Source organism: Aerosakkonema funiforme FACHB-1375 (assembly GCF_014696265.1).
Classification (GTDB): Bacteria; Cyanobacteriota; Cyanobacteriia; order Cyanobacteriales; family Aerosakkonemataceae; genus Aerosakkonema; species Aerosakkonema funiforme_A.
In genome coordinates, this window is the sequence record NZ_JACJPW010000042.1 from 26587 (window position 1) to 43659 (window position 17073).

Sequence of the window (17073 nt, forward strand, 5' to 3'; positions counted from 1 at the left end):
GAGGATTAGCGATGTATGTGGTGATTGGTGGTGCGGGGATGATGGGACTGGGGCTAGCCCAGCAATTGCTAAAACAGGGGCATACGGTTGCCATCATTGATATCGATCCACTTGCCTGCCGCTTTGCGCGAGAAAAAATTGGTGTAATGGCATTTGAAGGAAGTGCCGTCAGTACAACGGTTCTCTTAGAAGCAGGGATTCGACAGGCAAATGCGGTAGTGGCAGCCTTGAGAGATGATGCGCTCAATTTAGCATTGGTCACCCTATCGAGAAGCTACGGGATCTCTCATATCGCAGTGCGGATGCGCGATCGCGAGTTTTTGGAAGCCTATCGTCTGGCTCAAGCCAGCCACATTATCAGCACGGTAGATTTAGCAGTTGCAACGATGGCAAATGCGATCGAATACCCGGAAGTAGAGTCGATGATGCATTTTGAGCAAGGACAGGTAGAGGTGCTGAAGCTTCCTGTTCCGAATGGTTGTTATGCAGCAGGACACACCGTTGCCCAGATCGCTCAAGATCCTCGCTTCCCAACAGGCTCCTTGATTATTGGATATCAATGCCACTCCCGTGCAAATTTGGAAATCCCGAATGGCAATACAGTATTAGAAGCAGGCTCAACCATTCTAGTTGTGACCCGTCCTGAGTCAGTTCATCCTATGATTGATTTCCTGGGAATTGAGGCTAGTCATCTTCCAACGAGAGAAGTTTCTCATCCAAATCTTTGATATATGGCTGCACCAGATCCTCCGGAACAATTCGCTTGCGGAGAGCATAACGGACGGCTCCTTTTTCTGCCAGAAGTAATTGTCGTCGAATGGTATCGAGTCCGCTGCGATCGCTTTTCAACTGACCTGCCCGATATTGGTTATAAAGATCGCGCAACACCCGCTCAGACTGTGCGACTCGCGCTTGATAGGATGCCCAGAGTTCTTCGTATATGGCTTTGGGTAGCACACCTGATTTCAGCAAACTATCCAGTTCTTCTTGAGCAGCTTTAGCTGCAATCAACTGAATCTGTAGCTGACCAGTTTCCTGCATCGCATCTGAAACAGGACTGATATTTAACCGTTTGACGAGTGAAGGCAGTGCTAGCCCTTGAATTACCAGGGAAAACAAAACGCCACCAAACACCAGCTCAATGATGAAATCCCGCCCAGTCAGACTCAAAGGAATTGCGACGGCTAATGCCATCGAGAGAGAGCCTTTAATGTTTCCTAAAACCAGAATATGTTGCCACTGCATCGGAATAGGGCGATCGAACCAGCGCAACCCTGCTAGCAATAAATACACTGAGAGAATTCGTCCCAATTGATAGGCGAGAATGACCAGCAGGATGGCAGGCAAAATTTTCCACAGCATGATGGGGTTAATCTCAATGCCGATCAGCAGGAAGATAAACGTATTGACTCCGAAGCCAGCATATTCCCAGAAGCTCAGTAAAGACATACGATCCGAGGCAGATGAACTACGGGGCAATCCAAGATTGCCAAAGATCAGTCCCGCAATCACCACGGCAACTGCCCCGGATACACCCAGAAATTGCCCAATCTGAAATGTTCCTAATGCTAGGGCGACAGTTAACAACAGACTGCTTAATGGATCGTTGAGGCGGGTAAAAATCGGTAAGCTTAGATAACCCAGTATCGCTCCCACAAGCCCCCCACCCAAAGCAACAATCAACAGTTCTTTAATGCCATCTACAATCGTAAGGGAGCCTGTTGTATAAACAACCAAAATCAAATTGTAGGAAACTAGGGCAGCAGCATCATTGAACAGGGTCTCTCCCTCGACAATAGTAGATAACCGGGAAGGGACACGGATTTCCTTAAAAACGGCAATCATTGAGACTGTATCGGTATTTGCCAGAATGATTCCGATCAGTAAGGCAGGAATCCAGTTCAGCCCCAAACCATATTTCACGATGGCTGCAATAATTGCTGACGAGACGATTGACCCTGGCCCTGCTAACAGGGCGATCGGCTTGAAGGTACTGCGGAGGCGGCTGATGTCGGTATTGATTGCCGCTTCAAAAATCAGAATTGGCAGGAAAAGATTGAGGACGAGAGAGGGGTCTAAGCCAATCCGCCGCGAGAAAACCTCTGTAATGGGCAACCCTGCCAGCACCAACCCTGTGACGTAGGGGATTCGCAACCGCTGGGTCACAAGGGCAACCACCGTTGCGATCATGAGCAAAATAATTAAAATAATGACTATTTCAGGAATGCTGCCTGCTGCTTGACTGCTTTCAACAGGACTGCTGTCTAATGGATTTTGCTGCGCGACAATCCACTCCATTGCAGATCCTCCCATAAGTCGCTATCCCCCAGAGTCCAAAGGTTGACTACTGTTTGAGTCTACAGGAATTCCAGCTATGCTTGAAGGATTAATGCGGTCTAAGTCGCAATGAAATCATCAATCTGTTGCCTTCTCTGAAAAAAGAATATGAATGGCTAACGGAACCCCCTTCTCAATGTTTACAGCAGGTAGCTTTGGACTTGTCTAGTGCGTTTTTGAACTTTTTCGAGAAAAGAGCTAAATATCCAAACTTCAAGAAAAAAGGTCAAAAACAGTCTATTCGTTTCCCACAAGGAATAAAGCTAAATGGCGACTATCTTACATTGCCGAAGCTAGGCAATGTTTACTGTAAAGTCTCGATTGCGTTGAAATACAAGTCGGAAAGGGAAGGGAAAACCTACATAGAAGTAGACAGGTTTTTGCCTAGCTCTAAGACTTGTAGTAACTGTTTGTATCAGGTGGAAAATCTAAGTTTAGATGTGCGTAGCTGGCAGTGTCCTAAATGTCACACGATATATGACAGAGACATCAACGCCGCTATCAACATTAGAGATGAAGGTTTACGACTTTTGGCGGGAGGGCATCTCGTAGGAGCTTCTGGACAGCGTGTCAGACCATCTAAGGGTACTGCCTTTAGAGGCAATGCTGAGTAAAGGAAGAATCTTTGCCGTTCTACGGCGGAGAGTTGTCAAGATTCACAAATTGCGCCATTTTATCTTGCCAGTGACAGATCGAGCCCAACTCCAGTAGCGAGTGGGCTTTGTGGCTTGATCTCTGTAAACTTTCCATACTATCATTGCAATTGAACACCATACTTACGTATTACTACTGGACTTGCCGATGTTTCTAGAGAATGCTGACTCCCAGTGCAGTATTGCGGTTGTTACCTTACTCACAGGTCATACGCAACAGCGCGATCGGCATTATGCAGGTAACAAAGGTAAGGCCATTGACAAAGTTAATTAACCTCCTCGCTAGGACCAGTGGCACAGCATGAAAGAACCTCGCCTCAGAGATACAAAACGATTGCTACTGATTGATGATGACCCCAACCTAATCCTGCTAGTCAAGGATTATCTGGAATTTCGGGGATATGAGGTACTTACAGCAGAAAATGGGCGCGAAGCCCTGGAATTGTTGGAGACCGATAAACCCCACCTGATTATCTGCGACGTAATGATGCCGGAGATGGACGGCTATACCTTCGTGAAGCACGTTAGGGAAAATCCGGAAACGAGTTGGATTCCGGTTTTATTCCTTTCAGCTAAAGGTCAAAGCCAAGACAAAGTAAAAGGTCTCAATACAGGTGCAGATGTATACATGGTTAAACCATTTGAGCCAGAAGAATTAGTGGCTCAAGTGGAGTCTTCCTTAAAACATACCGAACGTTTGATCGCTCACCATAGTAAGGGAGAGGATGGACAGAGAATCCACGTTCCCTTCGATGTGCAGTTAACTCCGACCGAACTAAAAGTAGTACAGCACGTAGCGCGGGGTTTAGCTAATCGTGAAATTGCCGATGAACTAAATGTCAGCCAGCGCACTGTCGAAAGCCACGTATCCAATATGCTGGGCAAAACAGGTCTGCATAACCGCACAGAACTGGCACGCTGGGCAATTGAAAACAGCATGGCCTAAACCCAAAGATTAGTTATTAGCCATCTACCTCTCGAACGCGGTTTTAAGCTCCTCCAGGGTTTACTTAAAGACAAAGGTGACTTAGGCTAAATGGGCGAGGAACAGCAGTTAACAAAGCTGTTTCTGTCTAATCTTTTTAAACACTATTTACCACGTATAGCGGTACATTGGGAGCCTCCGTCTTTTTAGCGGGGAAGTATCAAAAAGAGTGACAGGGTATGAGTTTGGCGAGCAAAGTTTTTAGAAATAAACGCTACTGCACCAAACTCTGCTTACTTTCTGTATCGGTCAAAATAAAACAAGATGCTTTGATGGCTGCTTCCAGAGGATAAGCAATTATCTGCAAAACTGAAATAAAGTTCTACCAATCACCAACTTTCTTCTTGGAAGTTAGAATCATGCCAAACTTCTAGATCCAAGTCATTGATGTAAATTAAAGCACTGCGAATTTGCCCAGAAGTACCTTTGAGTTCCAAGTCAAACCAGCCATCATCTCGTGCATTGGCTGAAAGTAATGCAGCGGCGATGTTGACTGTGACGCCGTGTTGAGAAATCAACTGCGAAATAATTGGTTCCTCATGATAATGTTTGGGGATGCGAACCCGAATCCTAACTTGTGTGTGTCTGTTGTCATCAGGAGAAGTAGGAAGGTCTAATTCTTTACTTAATGCAGAGGTATCAAATTGCTCTGATGGAATGTTGTTGCTGTTTTGAAGTACCATTTTTTACTCCGGGTCTTTCAGGTTTATCGTGAAAAATGTTTGCTATGTTAAAGATGCGTACATAGTGATTTACGGCACGGGAACTTAATTATTGGTTGAAATTGCTAAACTTACCGCCCATACCTAAACCACACTACGATTAGATAACTATCCTCCTGAATGGGTAATAGGTAATTTGAGATTTCAAATTTTAGATTTCAGATTGAACTAAATAAATTTGAAATCCGAAATCTAAAATTTGAAATTAGCAAATTTGTCTCATTCAACTTCTTTAATTTTGGTTTTACGTTCCAAAATTTCTTTCAAAACCAGCGTGACAAATGCCAAACCGGCAAGCAGTACAGCAGCAGAAAATGCTGCTTGAGTCTGGTATTGCTTGTAAGCTTCTTCTACAAACAGCGGCAGAGTTTGAGTTTTACCGGCAATGTTGCCAGATACAACCGAAACCGCACCAAACTCACCCATAACTCTGGCATTGGTCAAAATTACACCGTAAAGCAAACCCCAACTAATATTGGGTAGGGTGACGCGCCAGAATACTTGCCAGTCATTCGCACCTAAAGTTTTAGCGGCTTCTTCCTGTTCGGAACCAGCTTCTTCTAAAACGGGAATAACTTCGCGGGCGACAAAAGGCAGGGTGATAAATGAACTCGCCAGTACCATTGCAGGTGTGGCAAAAAGAATTTTAATGTTTACCGCTTGCAGGAGTGGCCCAAACCAACCATTGCGTCCGTAGAGAAGAACAATCATCAGTCCAGCTACAACTGGGGATACCGCAAAGGGTATGTCTAAAAGACTAATTAAAAAGGTGCGACCGCGAAATTGATTGCGTGCAATTACCCAAGCTGCACAGAGTCCAAATATCGTGTTTACAGGCACGACAATCAGAGCAATTAATAGGGTCAGGTTTACGGCGTGGACAAAGTGAGGTTCTGTGAGGTTGTTTAAAAAAGGGCCGACGCCTTGCTTAAATGCTTGTACAAAGACGTTAACGGCAGGAATGAACAAGATTAAGGATAAGTAGGCGATCGCCACCACAATCAGAACCACTTTTACCCAGGTGCGTTTTTCTTTGGATGAAGATGATGGGGAATCCTGGAAATTTGGCTGCAAAGAATGCCCTGCTAAATTAGAGTTCATAACGTCGCCCCCAAGCTTGTATAAGGTTAATTGCTAAGAGTATTAACAGTGAAATTCCCAACAGAACGACACCAATCACTGTTGCGCCAGAATAGTCGTATTGTTCCAATCTTTGAATAATCAGCACGGATGCAATTAAATCTTTAAATGGAACGTTAGAAGCTACAATCACAACGGAACCGTATTCGCCAACAGCACGAGCAAATCCCAAGGCGACACCAGTTAAAAGTGCTGGCATCAACGGGGGTAAAACTACACGCCAAAATGTTTGCCATTGAGATGCGCCCAAAGACCAGGAAGCTTCTTCAATTTCCTTTTCCATTTGTTGCATCACCGGCTGCAAAGTTCTCACTACAAATGGCAAGGAAATAAACAGCATTGCGACACCTACTCCTAAGCGAGTAAAGGCTACTTTTATTCCCAACGGTGCTAGCAGAGAACCGATCCAGCCGTTTTCGCTGTACACAGTTGCTAAGGTTAAACCAGCAACGGAAGTCGGTAAGGCAAAAGGTAAGTCGATCGCAGCTTCAACAAATCGCTTTAAGGGGAAATCGTACCTGACTAAAACCCATGCAATTAAAAAGCCAAATACTCCGTTAATTGCTGCTGCAATCAAGGATGTCACAAAAGTAACGTCATAGGTAGCCAGCGCTACGGGAGTGGTAGCAATTCTCCAAAAGTTAATCGGACTTTCTGTACTTGCTTTTAATATCAGCGCCGATACGGGCAATATTAGCATTACTGTAAGATAGCCCAGCGTAATTCGCCACGGCCAGGAAAGTTTGCCTACCTGATACAGATAGTTTTTCCAAGCGGGAGTCGATGCGGGATGAACAGATACACTCATAAGTCTTTCTTCGCGGTTAATTTTTACTTGCTAATTGCTTGCCGATCGCGGTTTATTGTTGATTTTTTATTTCCAGACAATATAACTTTGAACTATGAGCAATTAATTTCTAAAATTTTTACCTTTAGCTGCCAAAGGTAATCAAGAGCGGATTGAATTTGTTGAGGTGTGCCCTGTAATTCTAGATCGAATAACCCATTTCCTATGTTACTATTTTCTAGCATTGCCTCTGTAATATTGAATGTTAGACCATATTCGGAGGTTAGGCGGGAAATTACAGGTTCTTCTTGATAATTTTGAGGAATCTCTATTTTAATTCGCTTCTTCGTCGAGCTAACCGGTTCCAGAGGACGCTCTGGGATGTTCTGCAATCTGCTATCTGTTTGAGGGGCGAATTCAAACAACGCTTCGGTACAGAGGTTTTGTGGTTCTAAAAAATAAATGCGATCGTCCAGCCTGCTTTTCTCCCTCAGACTTTCCCGAATCATCCAAACAGGCCATAATAACGTCAGCGCAAAGCTTTTTAACGGCATTTGCTGGCTTTGCAATTCTTTTGGCGCAACCTGTTTTTTGGCATTCTTCAGAAAAGCTAAATAGCAAAAAAAGCCAGAAAATGTGTAACTTATGGCTAGATAGCCGACGAAGATGGCAGTCACGGTCAGCTCCTTTTTTCAGCAAGCGTTGAGTAGGGTCGGGGGTGTGGCGGAGATTCCTATCCACGCTACACCCCCATTCAGTCATTATTTGCCAGACTGAATTTTGTCAAAAACTGCGCCATCATCAAAAAACTTCTTCTGGATTTCATCCCAACCACCCAAATCTTGTGCGGTGAAGAGAGTTTTGATTTTGGGAAATTGATTGGCTACTTCTTGTTCCACTGTGGGATCGACGGGTCGGAAGCCAACTTTGGTAAATTCTCGTTGGGCTTGTGGGGTGTACAAAAACTGGACAAATGCCTCTGCAACTGCTCTGGTGCCGTGTTTATCGACGTTTTTATCTACAACGGCGACGGGATTGTCGATCGAGATATTGACGTCGGGGACAACGTAAGGAAGTTTTTCTCCGTTTAACCCAGCCAGAATTACTTCGTTTTCATAGTTGATCAAGACATCGCCCTGACCTTGTTTGAAAAAGGCATCGCTGGCTTCGCGAGCATCTCTGGGTAGAACGGGCACATTTTTGTAGACTTTAGTGACAAATTCTTCGGCTTTGGCATCGTCACCGCCAGTTTTGGTTACCGAACCCCACAAACCCAAGAAGTTCCAGCGTGCGCCACCGGAAGTTTTGGGGTTGGCAGTAATCACTTTTACGTCATCTTTTGCCAAATCTGCCCAAGTTTGAATTTTTTTGGGATTACCGTCGCGGGTGACTAAGGCGGCGACAGATTTGGTGACGATCGCATTGTTGGCAGCTTCGCTTTCCCATCCCGGTAAGATCAATCCAGCTTGCTCAACTTTTTTGGTATCCAGCGCTAAAGCTAACGCCACTACATCTGCTTCCAAACCATCAATTACTGCACGCGCTTGCGAACCAGACCCGCCATAGCTTTGGTTGAAGGTCACATTTTGATTGTGTTCCTGTTTCCACTTGGCTGCGAACTGGGGAATTATTTTTTCATAGGCGGCGCGGGTGACTGCGTAGGAAACGAGGGTCAGTTCGATGTCGCCAGATTTTCCAGCTGGGCTGGCTGCACCTGTCGATGTGGCGCTGGGGCTGGTATTGTTAGGAGAGCAGGATGCGATCGCGGCACTTATACTCACACCCACTAAGAATAAGCACACGAAGCCCTTTAAAGAACTAAACCTTAACTTGCCTCTCAACTGCTGTTCCCACCAATTTCTTGTGTACCTCCATAACTCTGCTGCTCGACGAGTCACCGGCTCAACTGCCGATAACCCTGGTTTTTTTCTACCCTGCCACAGACCCATCCAAATATTCTCCTTAGAATCTACGGTTAATTGCTAGGAATACCGTATTTAAGCTTATGACTTTAGATCGTAACCAGGCTGCGGCAAAAACGCAATGGGTATTTTTAAAGGTTTGGGATCGGGCCCAGTAGCGGTTGCTCCGATCGATTTGTGCGATCGTTCCGCGAAAGGAGCTAAAAACTGCTCTGTTTGCCCGAATTAAGCTACCGATCGCGCCAAGGCATCTACTGTGTGAGAGAGTAGGGGCGCAACTATTTGTTAGACTGCATCACATACTACATCGATTAAAATTTAGCATCATTCGATCGAAGTAGAGATGCGATCGGAACCAGATTTACTTTTTAGCTAGAGTAATGTAATCGATGAATAAATGGAACGACTACCCTAATATCGATGCAACCTCTCAAGTATATTGTTTCCAAAATTCCCAAAAAAATACCGCTGCGCCAAGTCCTGCTTATACCCTTTGCGATCCAAATATTCGGCGCAGTTGGGCTGACAGGGTATCTCTCATTTCACAACGGACAGAAAGCAGTTAATGACCTCGCAAGCCAACTGCACAACGAAGTAAGCGTCCGCATTCAGCAGAAAATCGCTAATTATTTGGATGCACCTCGTAAAGTGAATCAAATAAATATAAAGGCTATGCGTGGCGGTTATTGGAGTATAGAGGACTTTGACAGCCAGAGAAAACAGTGCTGGGAGTTGGTGCAGATATTCTATCCTTCGGTAAATCTTTGTGGCTTTGGGAGCAATCAGGGGTTAAACACATCAGTTGAACGGGTAGGAAACGATTTTTTACTGAACACAACGGATAAGGTTAGTCGCGACTTTCGTACTTATGCCCTGGATCGTGAGGGGAATCCAACCAAACTGCTTAGTGCGGTCAAAAATTATGATGCTCGAAACAGACCTTGGTATATAGCTGCACAGCGAGCGGGCAAATCTGTGTGGAGCTCAGTTTTTCCACACTTTGTCAATAAAAAACTAATTATTTCTCTCTCTGAACCGGTGTATGACAAAACTAAAAAATTGCTGGGAGTAGTTTTTACTTACCGTACTCTCTCAGAAATATCTGAATTTCTCAAAAGCATCAAAGTCAGTAAGTCGGGGCAAATTTTTGTGATCGATCGCGCTGGGTTGCTAGTAGCTTCTTCAGCTGATGAAAACTCCTCTAATATTGCTAATGACAGTCAAGAGGAACAACAATTGGCAATCAATAGTAGCAATCAATTAATTCGACTTACAGCACAACATTTAAAAAATCGCTTTGGCAAGGTTGCCAAAGCTAAATCCGAACAGCTTGAGTTTTTTATTAACGGTAAACGCCAGTTTGTGCAAGTAACACCATTACGGGACGACCAAGGATTAGACTGGTTAATTGTGGTGGTAGTTCCCGAAGCAGATTTTATGGAGCGCATTCACCAAAACACGCGCCATACTATCTTTTTATGCTTGGGTGCATTGGCAGTATCTACCGTGCTGGGAATCTTCACTTCACGCTGGATTACTCAACCGATTTACCAGTTAAGCGAAGCTTCTCGCACATTAGCGAAGCAGGCTGCTAATGCAAACCTTGCCAACGGCGAATTAGACAATTTTGTCAAAGTAAAAAGCATTGATGAACTGGCCGTTTTAGCTGAATCTTTTAACCAAATGGCACGGCAGTTGAAAGAATCATTTGCTTCTTTGTCAGCTAAAAATACAGACTTGCAACGTTTGGATAAACTCAAAGACGAATTCCTTGCCAACACCTCCCACGAACTTCGCACTCCGCTCAACGGTATTATTGGTATTGCTGAATCTATCATCGATGGTGCAACTGGAGAAATATCTCCAACTACCCAAGCTAACCTCAACTTAATTGTCTCCAGCGGTCGCCGTTTGTCCAGCTTAGTTAATGACATTCTCGACTTTGCCAAACTCAGACACGAAAACCTAGAACTGCAACTCAAACCTGTAGATATCAGAGCAATTACCAATGTGGTGATCGCACTCAGTCAACCCCTCGCGAAAAGCAAAAATTTGGAACTTATAAACGCGGTTCCTGAAGAATTACCCAGCGCAGAAGCAGATGAAAATCGCCTGCAACAAATTCTCCACAATATCATCGGTAACGCTATCAAATTCACACATCATGGAATGGTAGAAATTTCAGCCAAAATAATTAATAGCTATGAGCCCTTAACAATCAACAATCAACTATTAGCAATTACCGTTGCCGATACGGGAATTGGTATTGCAGAAGATAAACTCGATCGCATCTTTGAATCTTTTGAACAAGCTGAAGGATCTACGACTAGAGAATATGGCGGTACGGGACTGGGATTAGCTGTGACAAAAGAACTGGTGGAATTACACGGCGGTGAAATTAGCGTGCAATCTAAATTAGGAGAAGGTTCGCAATTTACCTTTACCTTGCCCATCTCGCAAAACCAAGATCGATCGACTCAAACAATTAGTGCAATTCGAGACAGCGTGACTTCTGAATTAGCTACTCTGATATCAATTCAAAACACCACATCTGGAACACCTAACAACAAACAATTTAAAGTTTTGATAGTTGATGATGAACCCGTAAATCGTCAGGTATTGGTTAACAATCTATCTCTGTACAATTACACGCTTACAGAAGCGAGTAACGGACAAGAAGCTTTGGAAATTATCGAAAAAGGCTTTATCCCGGACTTAATTTTACTCGATGTGATGATGCCGCGCATGACAGGTTATGAAGTAGCGCAAAAAATTCGCGATCGCTTTCCTGCTTCCGAACTCCCCATTGTCATGCTCACCGCCAAAAATCAAGTGACAGATATCGTGGAGGGATTTGAATCGGGAGCCAATGATTACCTGTCCAAGCCGGTTCAAAAGCAGGAAATGCTAGCTCGGATCAAAACCCATATTTCTCTCGCCAAACTGACTTTAGCTTACGGGCGATTTGTCCCGCGTAATTTTCTGAAATTTTTAGATAAAGAAAGCATTATTGATGTTGAATTAGGAGATCGAGTCCAGCAAGAAATGACGATTTTGTTTTCTGACATTCGTTCGTTTACAACTTTGTCAGAAGCGATGACACCACGAGAGAATTTTAATTTTATCAATTCCTATTTAAGCGAAGTGAGTCCAATTATTCGCCAGCATAATGGCTTTATTGATAAATATATTGGCGATGCGATTATGGCGTTGTTTCCTAACTCAGCGTCGGAGGCGGTGCAAGCAGCTCTGGCGATGCAGAAACAAGTAGCACTATATAACAAACATCGACAAGAACAAGGTTATGTTCCCATCTCGATCGGGATTGGTTTGCACATGGGAAATTTAATGTTGGGAACGATAGGCGAATCAGAAAGAATGGAAACAACAGTGATTGCCGATGCAGTTAATTTAGCTTCTCGATTGGAAGGATTAACCAAGCATTATGGAGCCGGAATTTTGGTGAGCGAATATACTATATCCGCTGCTAATAAATTTAAAAATTATCAAAAGAGATTTCTCGATCGCGTGCGGGTGAAAGGGAAAAAAGAACCAGTCGCGATTTATGAAATCTATGATGAATCTCTGAGCTTATCGAATCAGTTAAAAACGCAGACGCGGACAATGTTCGAGCAAGCGACGATAGCTTATAACGAGCAACATTTTGATGTAGCACAACAAATATTTACAGAAATATTAACTATCAATCCAGATGATAAGGCGGCGATGCTTTATGTAAAACGCTGTCAGCAGTATCAACAATATGGCGTTTCCGAAGGATGGGAAGGCGTGGCAGATTTGGATTTTAAGTAATATTCGGCTATCTTTATCTCATCCTTATTCCGAACTTCGACTAATTACCAGGTGTGCAACTATCTATCTAAATCATCCTTAAGTAAACCAACTGCTTCGCGATGCTCATATTAAAAGGCGCTTTATACAACATCTCCGGAAAAGTTCGTCTGCGAACGATGCTGGTGGTTCCCTTTGTCCTGCAAATCGTTGCTGCTGTAGGCTTAGTCGGCTACCTCTCCTTCCGCAACGGACAGCGAGCGATCGATGACCTGGCAACTCAGTTGAATAAAGAAATTGGTGTCCGCATCAACCAGCACGTTGCTGACTATCTCGATAAATCTTATAACGTTCTGCTACTCATCGAGGCAGGTGTCCAGAGTCGTAATTTACAGCTAGATAACTTTCCTGGATTGCGGCGCTATTTCTGGCAGGTGGTGCAGAAGGAAAAAGTGGAGAGTTATATCTACTTTGGGAACGAACGAGGCGAGTTTGTCGGCGTCGAACGTATGGAAGATGGTACCGCTGAACTCAGACTGCGGACAACTGCTACTGCACCGATTCGCGAGATTTATTTCCTAGACGAATTTGGCGGGAAACAAAAACTATTGAAGTCGGCGGAGTACGATCCCCGCACCCGCCCTTGGTATGAAGCTGCAAAACTTGCTGGCAAAGCTACTTGGAGTCCGATCTTTTCTTCCTTTTCTCGCGAAAATACTTCTCTGGTGGTTTCTCCCGTTCGCCCTATTTACGACTCTAACAATCGGCTTCTGGGGGTTTTATCAATCAATCTCAGTTTGAGGCGAATTACAGAGTTTCTCAAAAGTCTAGAAATCAGTCCTCACGGACAGAGTTTTATTATTGAAAGATCGGGCGAACTAATTGCTAGCTCAACTATTAGCCAGCCGTTTATTATCAAAGGTGAAGGGAAAGACCGGGAGATCGATCGCATCCCCGCAGATAACAGTCCAAATGAGATAGTAAGTTCTACTACTCGCTATTTAAAAGAACATTTCGGTGACTTTGCAGCGATCGATGGCAGTCAAAACCTCAAGTTTAAAATCGAAGATTCATGGCACTACGTTGAGGTCATGCCAATTCGGGATGGACGAGGCATCGATTGGCTAGCCGTGGTAGTTATCCCCGAATCCGACTTTATGGCACAAATTTATGCCAATACCCGACACACCCTTCTGTTATGTAGCCTAGCATTGTTGTTGGCAATTATTGTTGGAATTTTCACCGCAGGGTGGATTACCCGCCCAATCTTAAAAGTCTCTATTGCCTCGGAAGAAATTGCCGCAGGTAAGTTAGAACAGCACATCGAACCTAGCAATATCATCGAAATAGAAAAGCTGACAAATTCATTTAATAGCATGGCAAAGCAACTCCAAGATTACTTTGCTGCTCTAGAAAAGCAAAATGAAGACTTAAAACATCTCGACCAACTCAAAAATGAATTCCTTGCTAACACATCCCACGAACTCCGCACACCCCTCAACGGCATTATCGGGATCGCCGAATCTCTGATTGATGGTGCAACTGGAGAACTCCCACAAACTACACAAGCCAACCTCAATTTAATTGTATCGAGCGGTCGCCGTCTGTCCAATTTAATCAATGATATTCTCGACTTCTCAAAACTCAGACACAAGAATATCGAACTGCAACTCAAAGCTGTAGACTTGCGATCGATTACCAATGTGATTCTTACCCTCAGCCAACCCCTTGCTGCCCACAAAAATTTGAAACTGATCAATTCTATTCCGGCTGACTTTCCCCCAGCAGAAGCTGACGAAAATCGCCTGCAACAAATTTTGCATAACCTTGTCGGCAATGCGATTAAATTTACACCTGCTGGCACAGTGGAAGTTTTAGCAGAATTGGTGCCTTTTGAAAAGGTATTAGCTAGCCCAGATCGATCCCAAATCCCAAATCCCAAATGCAAAATTCAAATTACTGTTTCCGATACCGGGATTGGCATTCCTGAAGATAAATTTGACCGCATATTTGAATCATTTGAACAAGCAGAAGGTTCTACGGCGAGAGACTATGGCGGTACGGGACTGGGATTGGCAGTCACGAAAAAATTGGTGCAATTGCATGGAGGTGAACTTAGCGTTAAGTCTAAAGTGGGAGAAGGTTCGCAATTTACATTTACTTTACCCATTTCCTCCATCGGTAAAGTGGAAGTTTCCAAATCTATTACTGCTATCAAAGACGATCGAAATATAGAGTTAACAACCTCAATACTCAGTCAACATTTAGAAGCGACGATTAATACTCAAAAACAGTTTAAAGTTTTGATCGTCGATGACGAACCGATTAATCGCCAGGTACTAATCAACAATCTTTCTCTGTACAATTACGCGATTACGGAAGCAAGTAACGGACAAGAAGCTTTGGCAGAGATGGAAAATGGCTTTATTCCTGACTTGATTTTACTTGATGTGATGATGCCGCGTATGACGGGATACGAAGTGGCGCAAAAAATACGCGATCGCTTTCCCGCCTACGAACTTCCCATTGTCATGCTCACTGCGAAAAATCAAGTCACGGATATCGTAGAAGGATTTGAATCGGGAGCCAATGATTATTTATCTAAGCCGATTCAAAAAAAAGAAATGTTAGCTCGCATCAAAACCCATATTTCTCTGGCTAAGTTGACTTCAGCTTACGGGCGATTTGTGCCGCGTAATTTTCTGAAGTTTTTGGAGAAAGAAAGTATTATTGATGTTAGATTGGGCGACCAAGTACAGCAACAAATGACGGTAATGTTTTCTGATATCCGCTCATTCACAACTTTATCAGAAGCGATGACGCCACAAGAGACGTTTAATTTCATCAACTCTTATTTAAGTCGAGTCAGTCCGGCGATTCGCCAGCACAACGGCTTTATCGATAAATATATTGGCGATGCAATTATGGCATTATTTCCTGAGTCTGCCAATGATGCTGTACAAGCTGCGATCGCCATGCAAAAAGAAGTAGAAACTTACAACCAAGATCGCCAAAAAATGGGTTACGCACCGATTGCGATCGGCATTGGTTTGCACACAGGCAATTTAATGCTAGGAACGATCGGCGAATCAGAAAGAATGGAAACGACAGTCATTGCCGATGCGGTTAATTTAGCTTCTCGTTTGGAAGGATTAACCAAGCTTTACGGCGCGGGTATTTTAATCAGCCATAAAACTCTTTGTTGTCTGGATTATTATGAAGAACAACACTTCCGATTTTTGGATCGGGTGACAGTAAAAGGGAAAAAATCAGCCGTCGCCGTATTTGAAGTCTATGAGGGAGATGAGCCAGAACAGAAGCGATTAAAGAGTCAAACTCAGGCGCGTTTTGAAGTAGCGGTATTTCTGTACTATCAAAAACAATTTGAAGAAGCGCAACAAATATTTCAGGAAGTTTTACAAGTCAATCCCCAAGATAAAGCGGCGATCGTTTACATAAAGCGATGCGAACATCATCGACTATATGGAGTACCGGAAGGGTGGGATGGAGTGCAAGCTATAGATGAGAAGTAATGAAGTTCAATTTCTGTTCTTCTTCTACAAGCGATCCTTCCTCCTCAGACTCATCATCTTCTGTATCCTCAAAGTAAAGGCGCTCCTCCAATTCTATATCGCTAATACCGAGCATTTCTGCAACTCTTCGCAAAGAGAGCTTGTCTTCCTCAACAGCACGGTAGGCAAGTTCGATGAAAATTCGAGGTAACCGTTCTTCTATTGAAGGAAAACGCTGCTGAAGCTCATAATGAGAAGGACTGTAACCAAGATGACGTGCTAAAACCGCAGCTTGTACGTTCTTTAAATTGACTTGAGAACCAGTTATTTTGTTTTCCTGTTCCAATCGATATAGCATCGTTTCATAGCTGACTCCAAAGTAGCGGGATAGATGGACGACTTCTATCGGATGGCTAACAACTTTCACTTTTAAAGCGTGCAAACGCTCTTGTAATGCTTCAGAGGGAATCATAAAATAACAGGCAAATCTTTCTGCAAAAATTTGCGAATAATTCTTATCTCCTTGGCGGTAAACTGTGGCCGAGCGGTCATGTAGGTAGAGACTATAAGCTAACCCCTGAGCTAAAATGAACGAGCGGCAAGTATCTGCATTATCCTGGTTAATCGCGATAATTTGCCCTAGTTGCGGATGCAGGAAAAACAACCCAGAAATTGCATTTTCTTCTTTGCCAAAGGGAATGGCAAACACAAGTAAACCTTGCGCTTGTAAGAAGCTTTTTAAATCGCCGAGAGGTGCTATCCCTAAATTGTAGTGGCTTCTGGCTCTTTGAGCTGCCAATACCGCCGTTCCATCTTCCTTTAAAAGGCTATCGGTAAGAGACGCAAAAGGTGGATGCGGAAGCTCAGGAAAAGGAGTATCTGTCTGCTTGTAAAGTTCCTCTAGAGCATAAACCTTTTCAATTAAGCGTCCAATTCCTGCCTTACCGGAAGCTGAAATAGTTTTGGAACATAGGCGTAAGGCTTCTTCCCAGTCTGATTTAACTGTTTCTTCGCCAAAAAGGAATCGTAGCGGTACCCCATAAAGCCGAGCCAGACGCTCCAAGCTCAAAGCATCCACTCGACGCTTACCACTCTCATACTGATTCAGAGCCGCCGAAGTGACATCTATAAATTGAGCTGCTTCAGTTTGCGTCATGCCAGCTCGCTCACGGGCGACACGCAAGCGCTGACCTAAGATCTCATAGTTCATAAGAGTCAGGCTA

The 17073-nt window shown here is 43.9% G+C and carries 12 protein-coding genes and 1 pseudogene; 6 read left to right on the plus strand and 7 right to left on the minus strand.

The features are described 5' to 3' along the window. The first annotated feature begins 11 nt into the window (after window positions 1-11). Window positions 12-728: a potassium channel family protein gene (locus tag H6G03_RS17395; protein WP_190465838.1), complete on the plus strand. Its 717-nt coding sequence runs from the start codon at window positions 12-14 to the stop codon at window positions 726-728. On the opposite strand, the gene H6G03_RS17400 is transcribed toward H6G03_RS17395, so the two are convergent. Beyond that, window positions 685-2313, minus strand: a complete 1629-nt coding sequence (locus H6G03_RS17400; RefSeq protein WP_190465840.1) for a cation:proton antiporter — start codon at window positions 2311-2313, stop codon at window positions 685-687. The two genes, H6G03_RS17395 and H6G03_RS17400, sit on opposite strands and share 44 nt — an antisense overlap. 80 nt (window positions 2314-2393) lie before the next feature. On the opposite strand from H6G03_RS17400, the pseudogene H6G03_RS17405 reads away from it, so the two are divergent. From H6G03_RS17405 to H6G03_RS17410, 3 genes and pseudogenes are all read left to right on the plus strand, one after another. Then, window positions 2394-2951: pseudogene (locus tag H6G03_RS17405) on the plus strand (RNA-guided endonuclease InsQ/TnpB family protein); the annotation flags it as partial. 187 nt (window positions 2952-3138) lie between these two features. Then, window positions 3139-3264 carry a hypothetical protein gene (locus H6G03_RS38840; protein WP_255512240.1) on the plus strand — a complete coding sequence of 42 codons (126 nt, stop codon included), beginning with the start codon at window positions 3139-3141 and terminating at the stop codon, window positions 3262-3264. Window positions 3265-3291: 27 nt separating this feature from the next. Beyond that, the gene (locus tag H6G03_RS17410) at window positions 3292-3936 is read left to right on the plus strand and encodes a response regulator transcription factor (protein ID WP_190465842.1); all 645 of its coding nucleotides are present in this window, start codon (window positions 3292-3294) and stop codon (window positions 3934-3936) included. Between the two features lie 368 nt (window positions 3937-4304). Here the strand turns inward: H6G03_RS17410 and H6G03_RS17415 are convergent, their stop codons facing one another. The 5 genes from H6G03_RS17415 to H6G03_RS17435 form a co-directional block, all read right to left on the minus strand. Then, complete coding sequence (locus H6G03_RS17415) at window positions 4305-4658, minus strand: NIL domain-containing protein (protein WP_190465843.1); 354 nt, start codon at window positions 4656-4658, stop codon at window positions 4305-4307. 258 nt (window positions 4659-4916) lie between these two features. After that, window positions 4917-5798 (minus strand): sulfate ABC transporter permease subunit CysW, encoded by an 882-nt coding sequence (gene cysW, locus H6G03_RS17420; RefSeq protein WP_190465845.1) that lies wholly within the window; start codon window positions 5796-5798, stop codon window positions 4917-4919. Further along, on the minus strand, window positions 5788-6645 hold the full coding sequence (gene cysT, locus H6G03_RS17425) for a sulfate ABC transporter permease subunit CysT (protein ID WP_190465847.1): 858 nt from the start codon (window positions 6643-6645) through the stop codon (window positions 5788-5790). Before cysT ends, cysW begins: the two co-directional genes overlap by 11 nt. A gap of 92 nt (window positions 6646-6737) precedes the next feature. Further along, entirely contained in the window at window positions 6738-7301 is a 564-nt protein-coding gene (locus H6G03_RS17430) for an NIL domain-containing protein (protein WP_322111923.1), read from the minus strand. 84 nt (window positions 7302-7385) lie between these two features. Next, entirely contained in the window at window positions 7386-8573 is a 1188-nt protein-coding gene (locus H6G03_RS17435) for a sulfate ABC transporter substrate-binding protein (RefSeq protein ID WP_190465849.1), read from the minus strand. Between the two features lie 393 nt (window positions 8574-8966). Here H6G03_RS17435 and H6G03_RS17440 point away from each other — a divergent pair, with 393 nt between their 5' ends. Both H6G03_RS17440 and H6G03_RS17445 read left to right on the plus strand, forming a co-directional pair. Beyond that, the gene (locus tag H6G03_RS17440) at window positions 8967-12359 is read left to right on the plus strand and encodes an ATP-binding protein (RefSeq protein ID WP_190465850.1); all 3393 of its coding nucleotides are present in this window, start codon (window positions 8967-8969) and stop codon (window positions 12357-12359) included. A gap of 101 nt (window positions 12360-12460) precedes the next feature. Continuing rightward, window positions 12461-15871: an ATP-binding protein gene (locus H6G03_RS17445; RefSeq protein WP_190465852.1), complete on the plus strand. Its 3411-nt coding sequence runs from the start codon at window positions 12461-12463 to the stop codon at window positions 15869-15871. Here H6G03_RS17445 and H6G03_RS17450 read toward each other — a convergent pair. Further along, complete coding sequence (locus tag H6G03_RS17450) at window positions 15855-17060, minus strand: XRE family transcriptional regulator (protein WP_190465854.1); 1206 nt, start codon at window positions 17058-17060, stop codon at window positions 15855-15857. The genes H6G03_RS17445 and H6G03_RS17450 overlap by 17 nt on opposite strands. Window positions 17061-17073 lie beyond the last annotated feature (13 nt).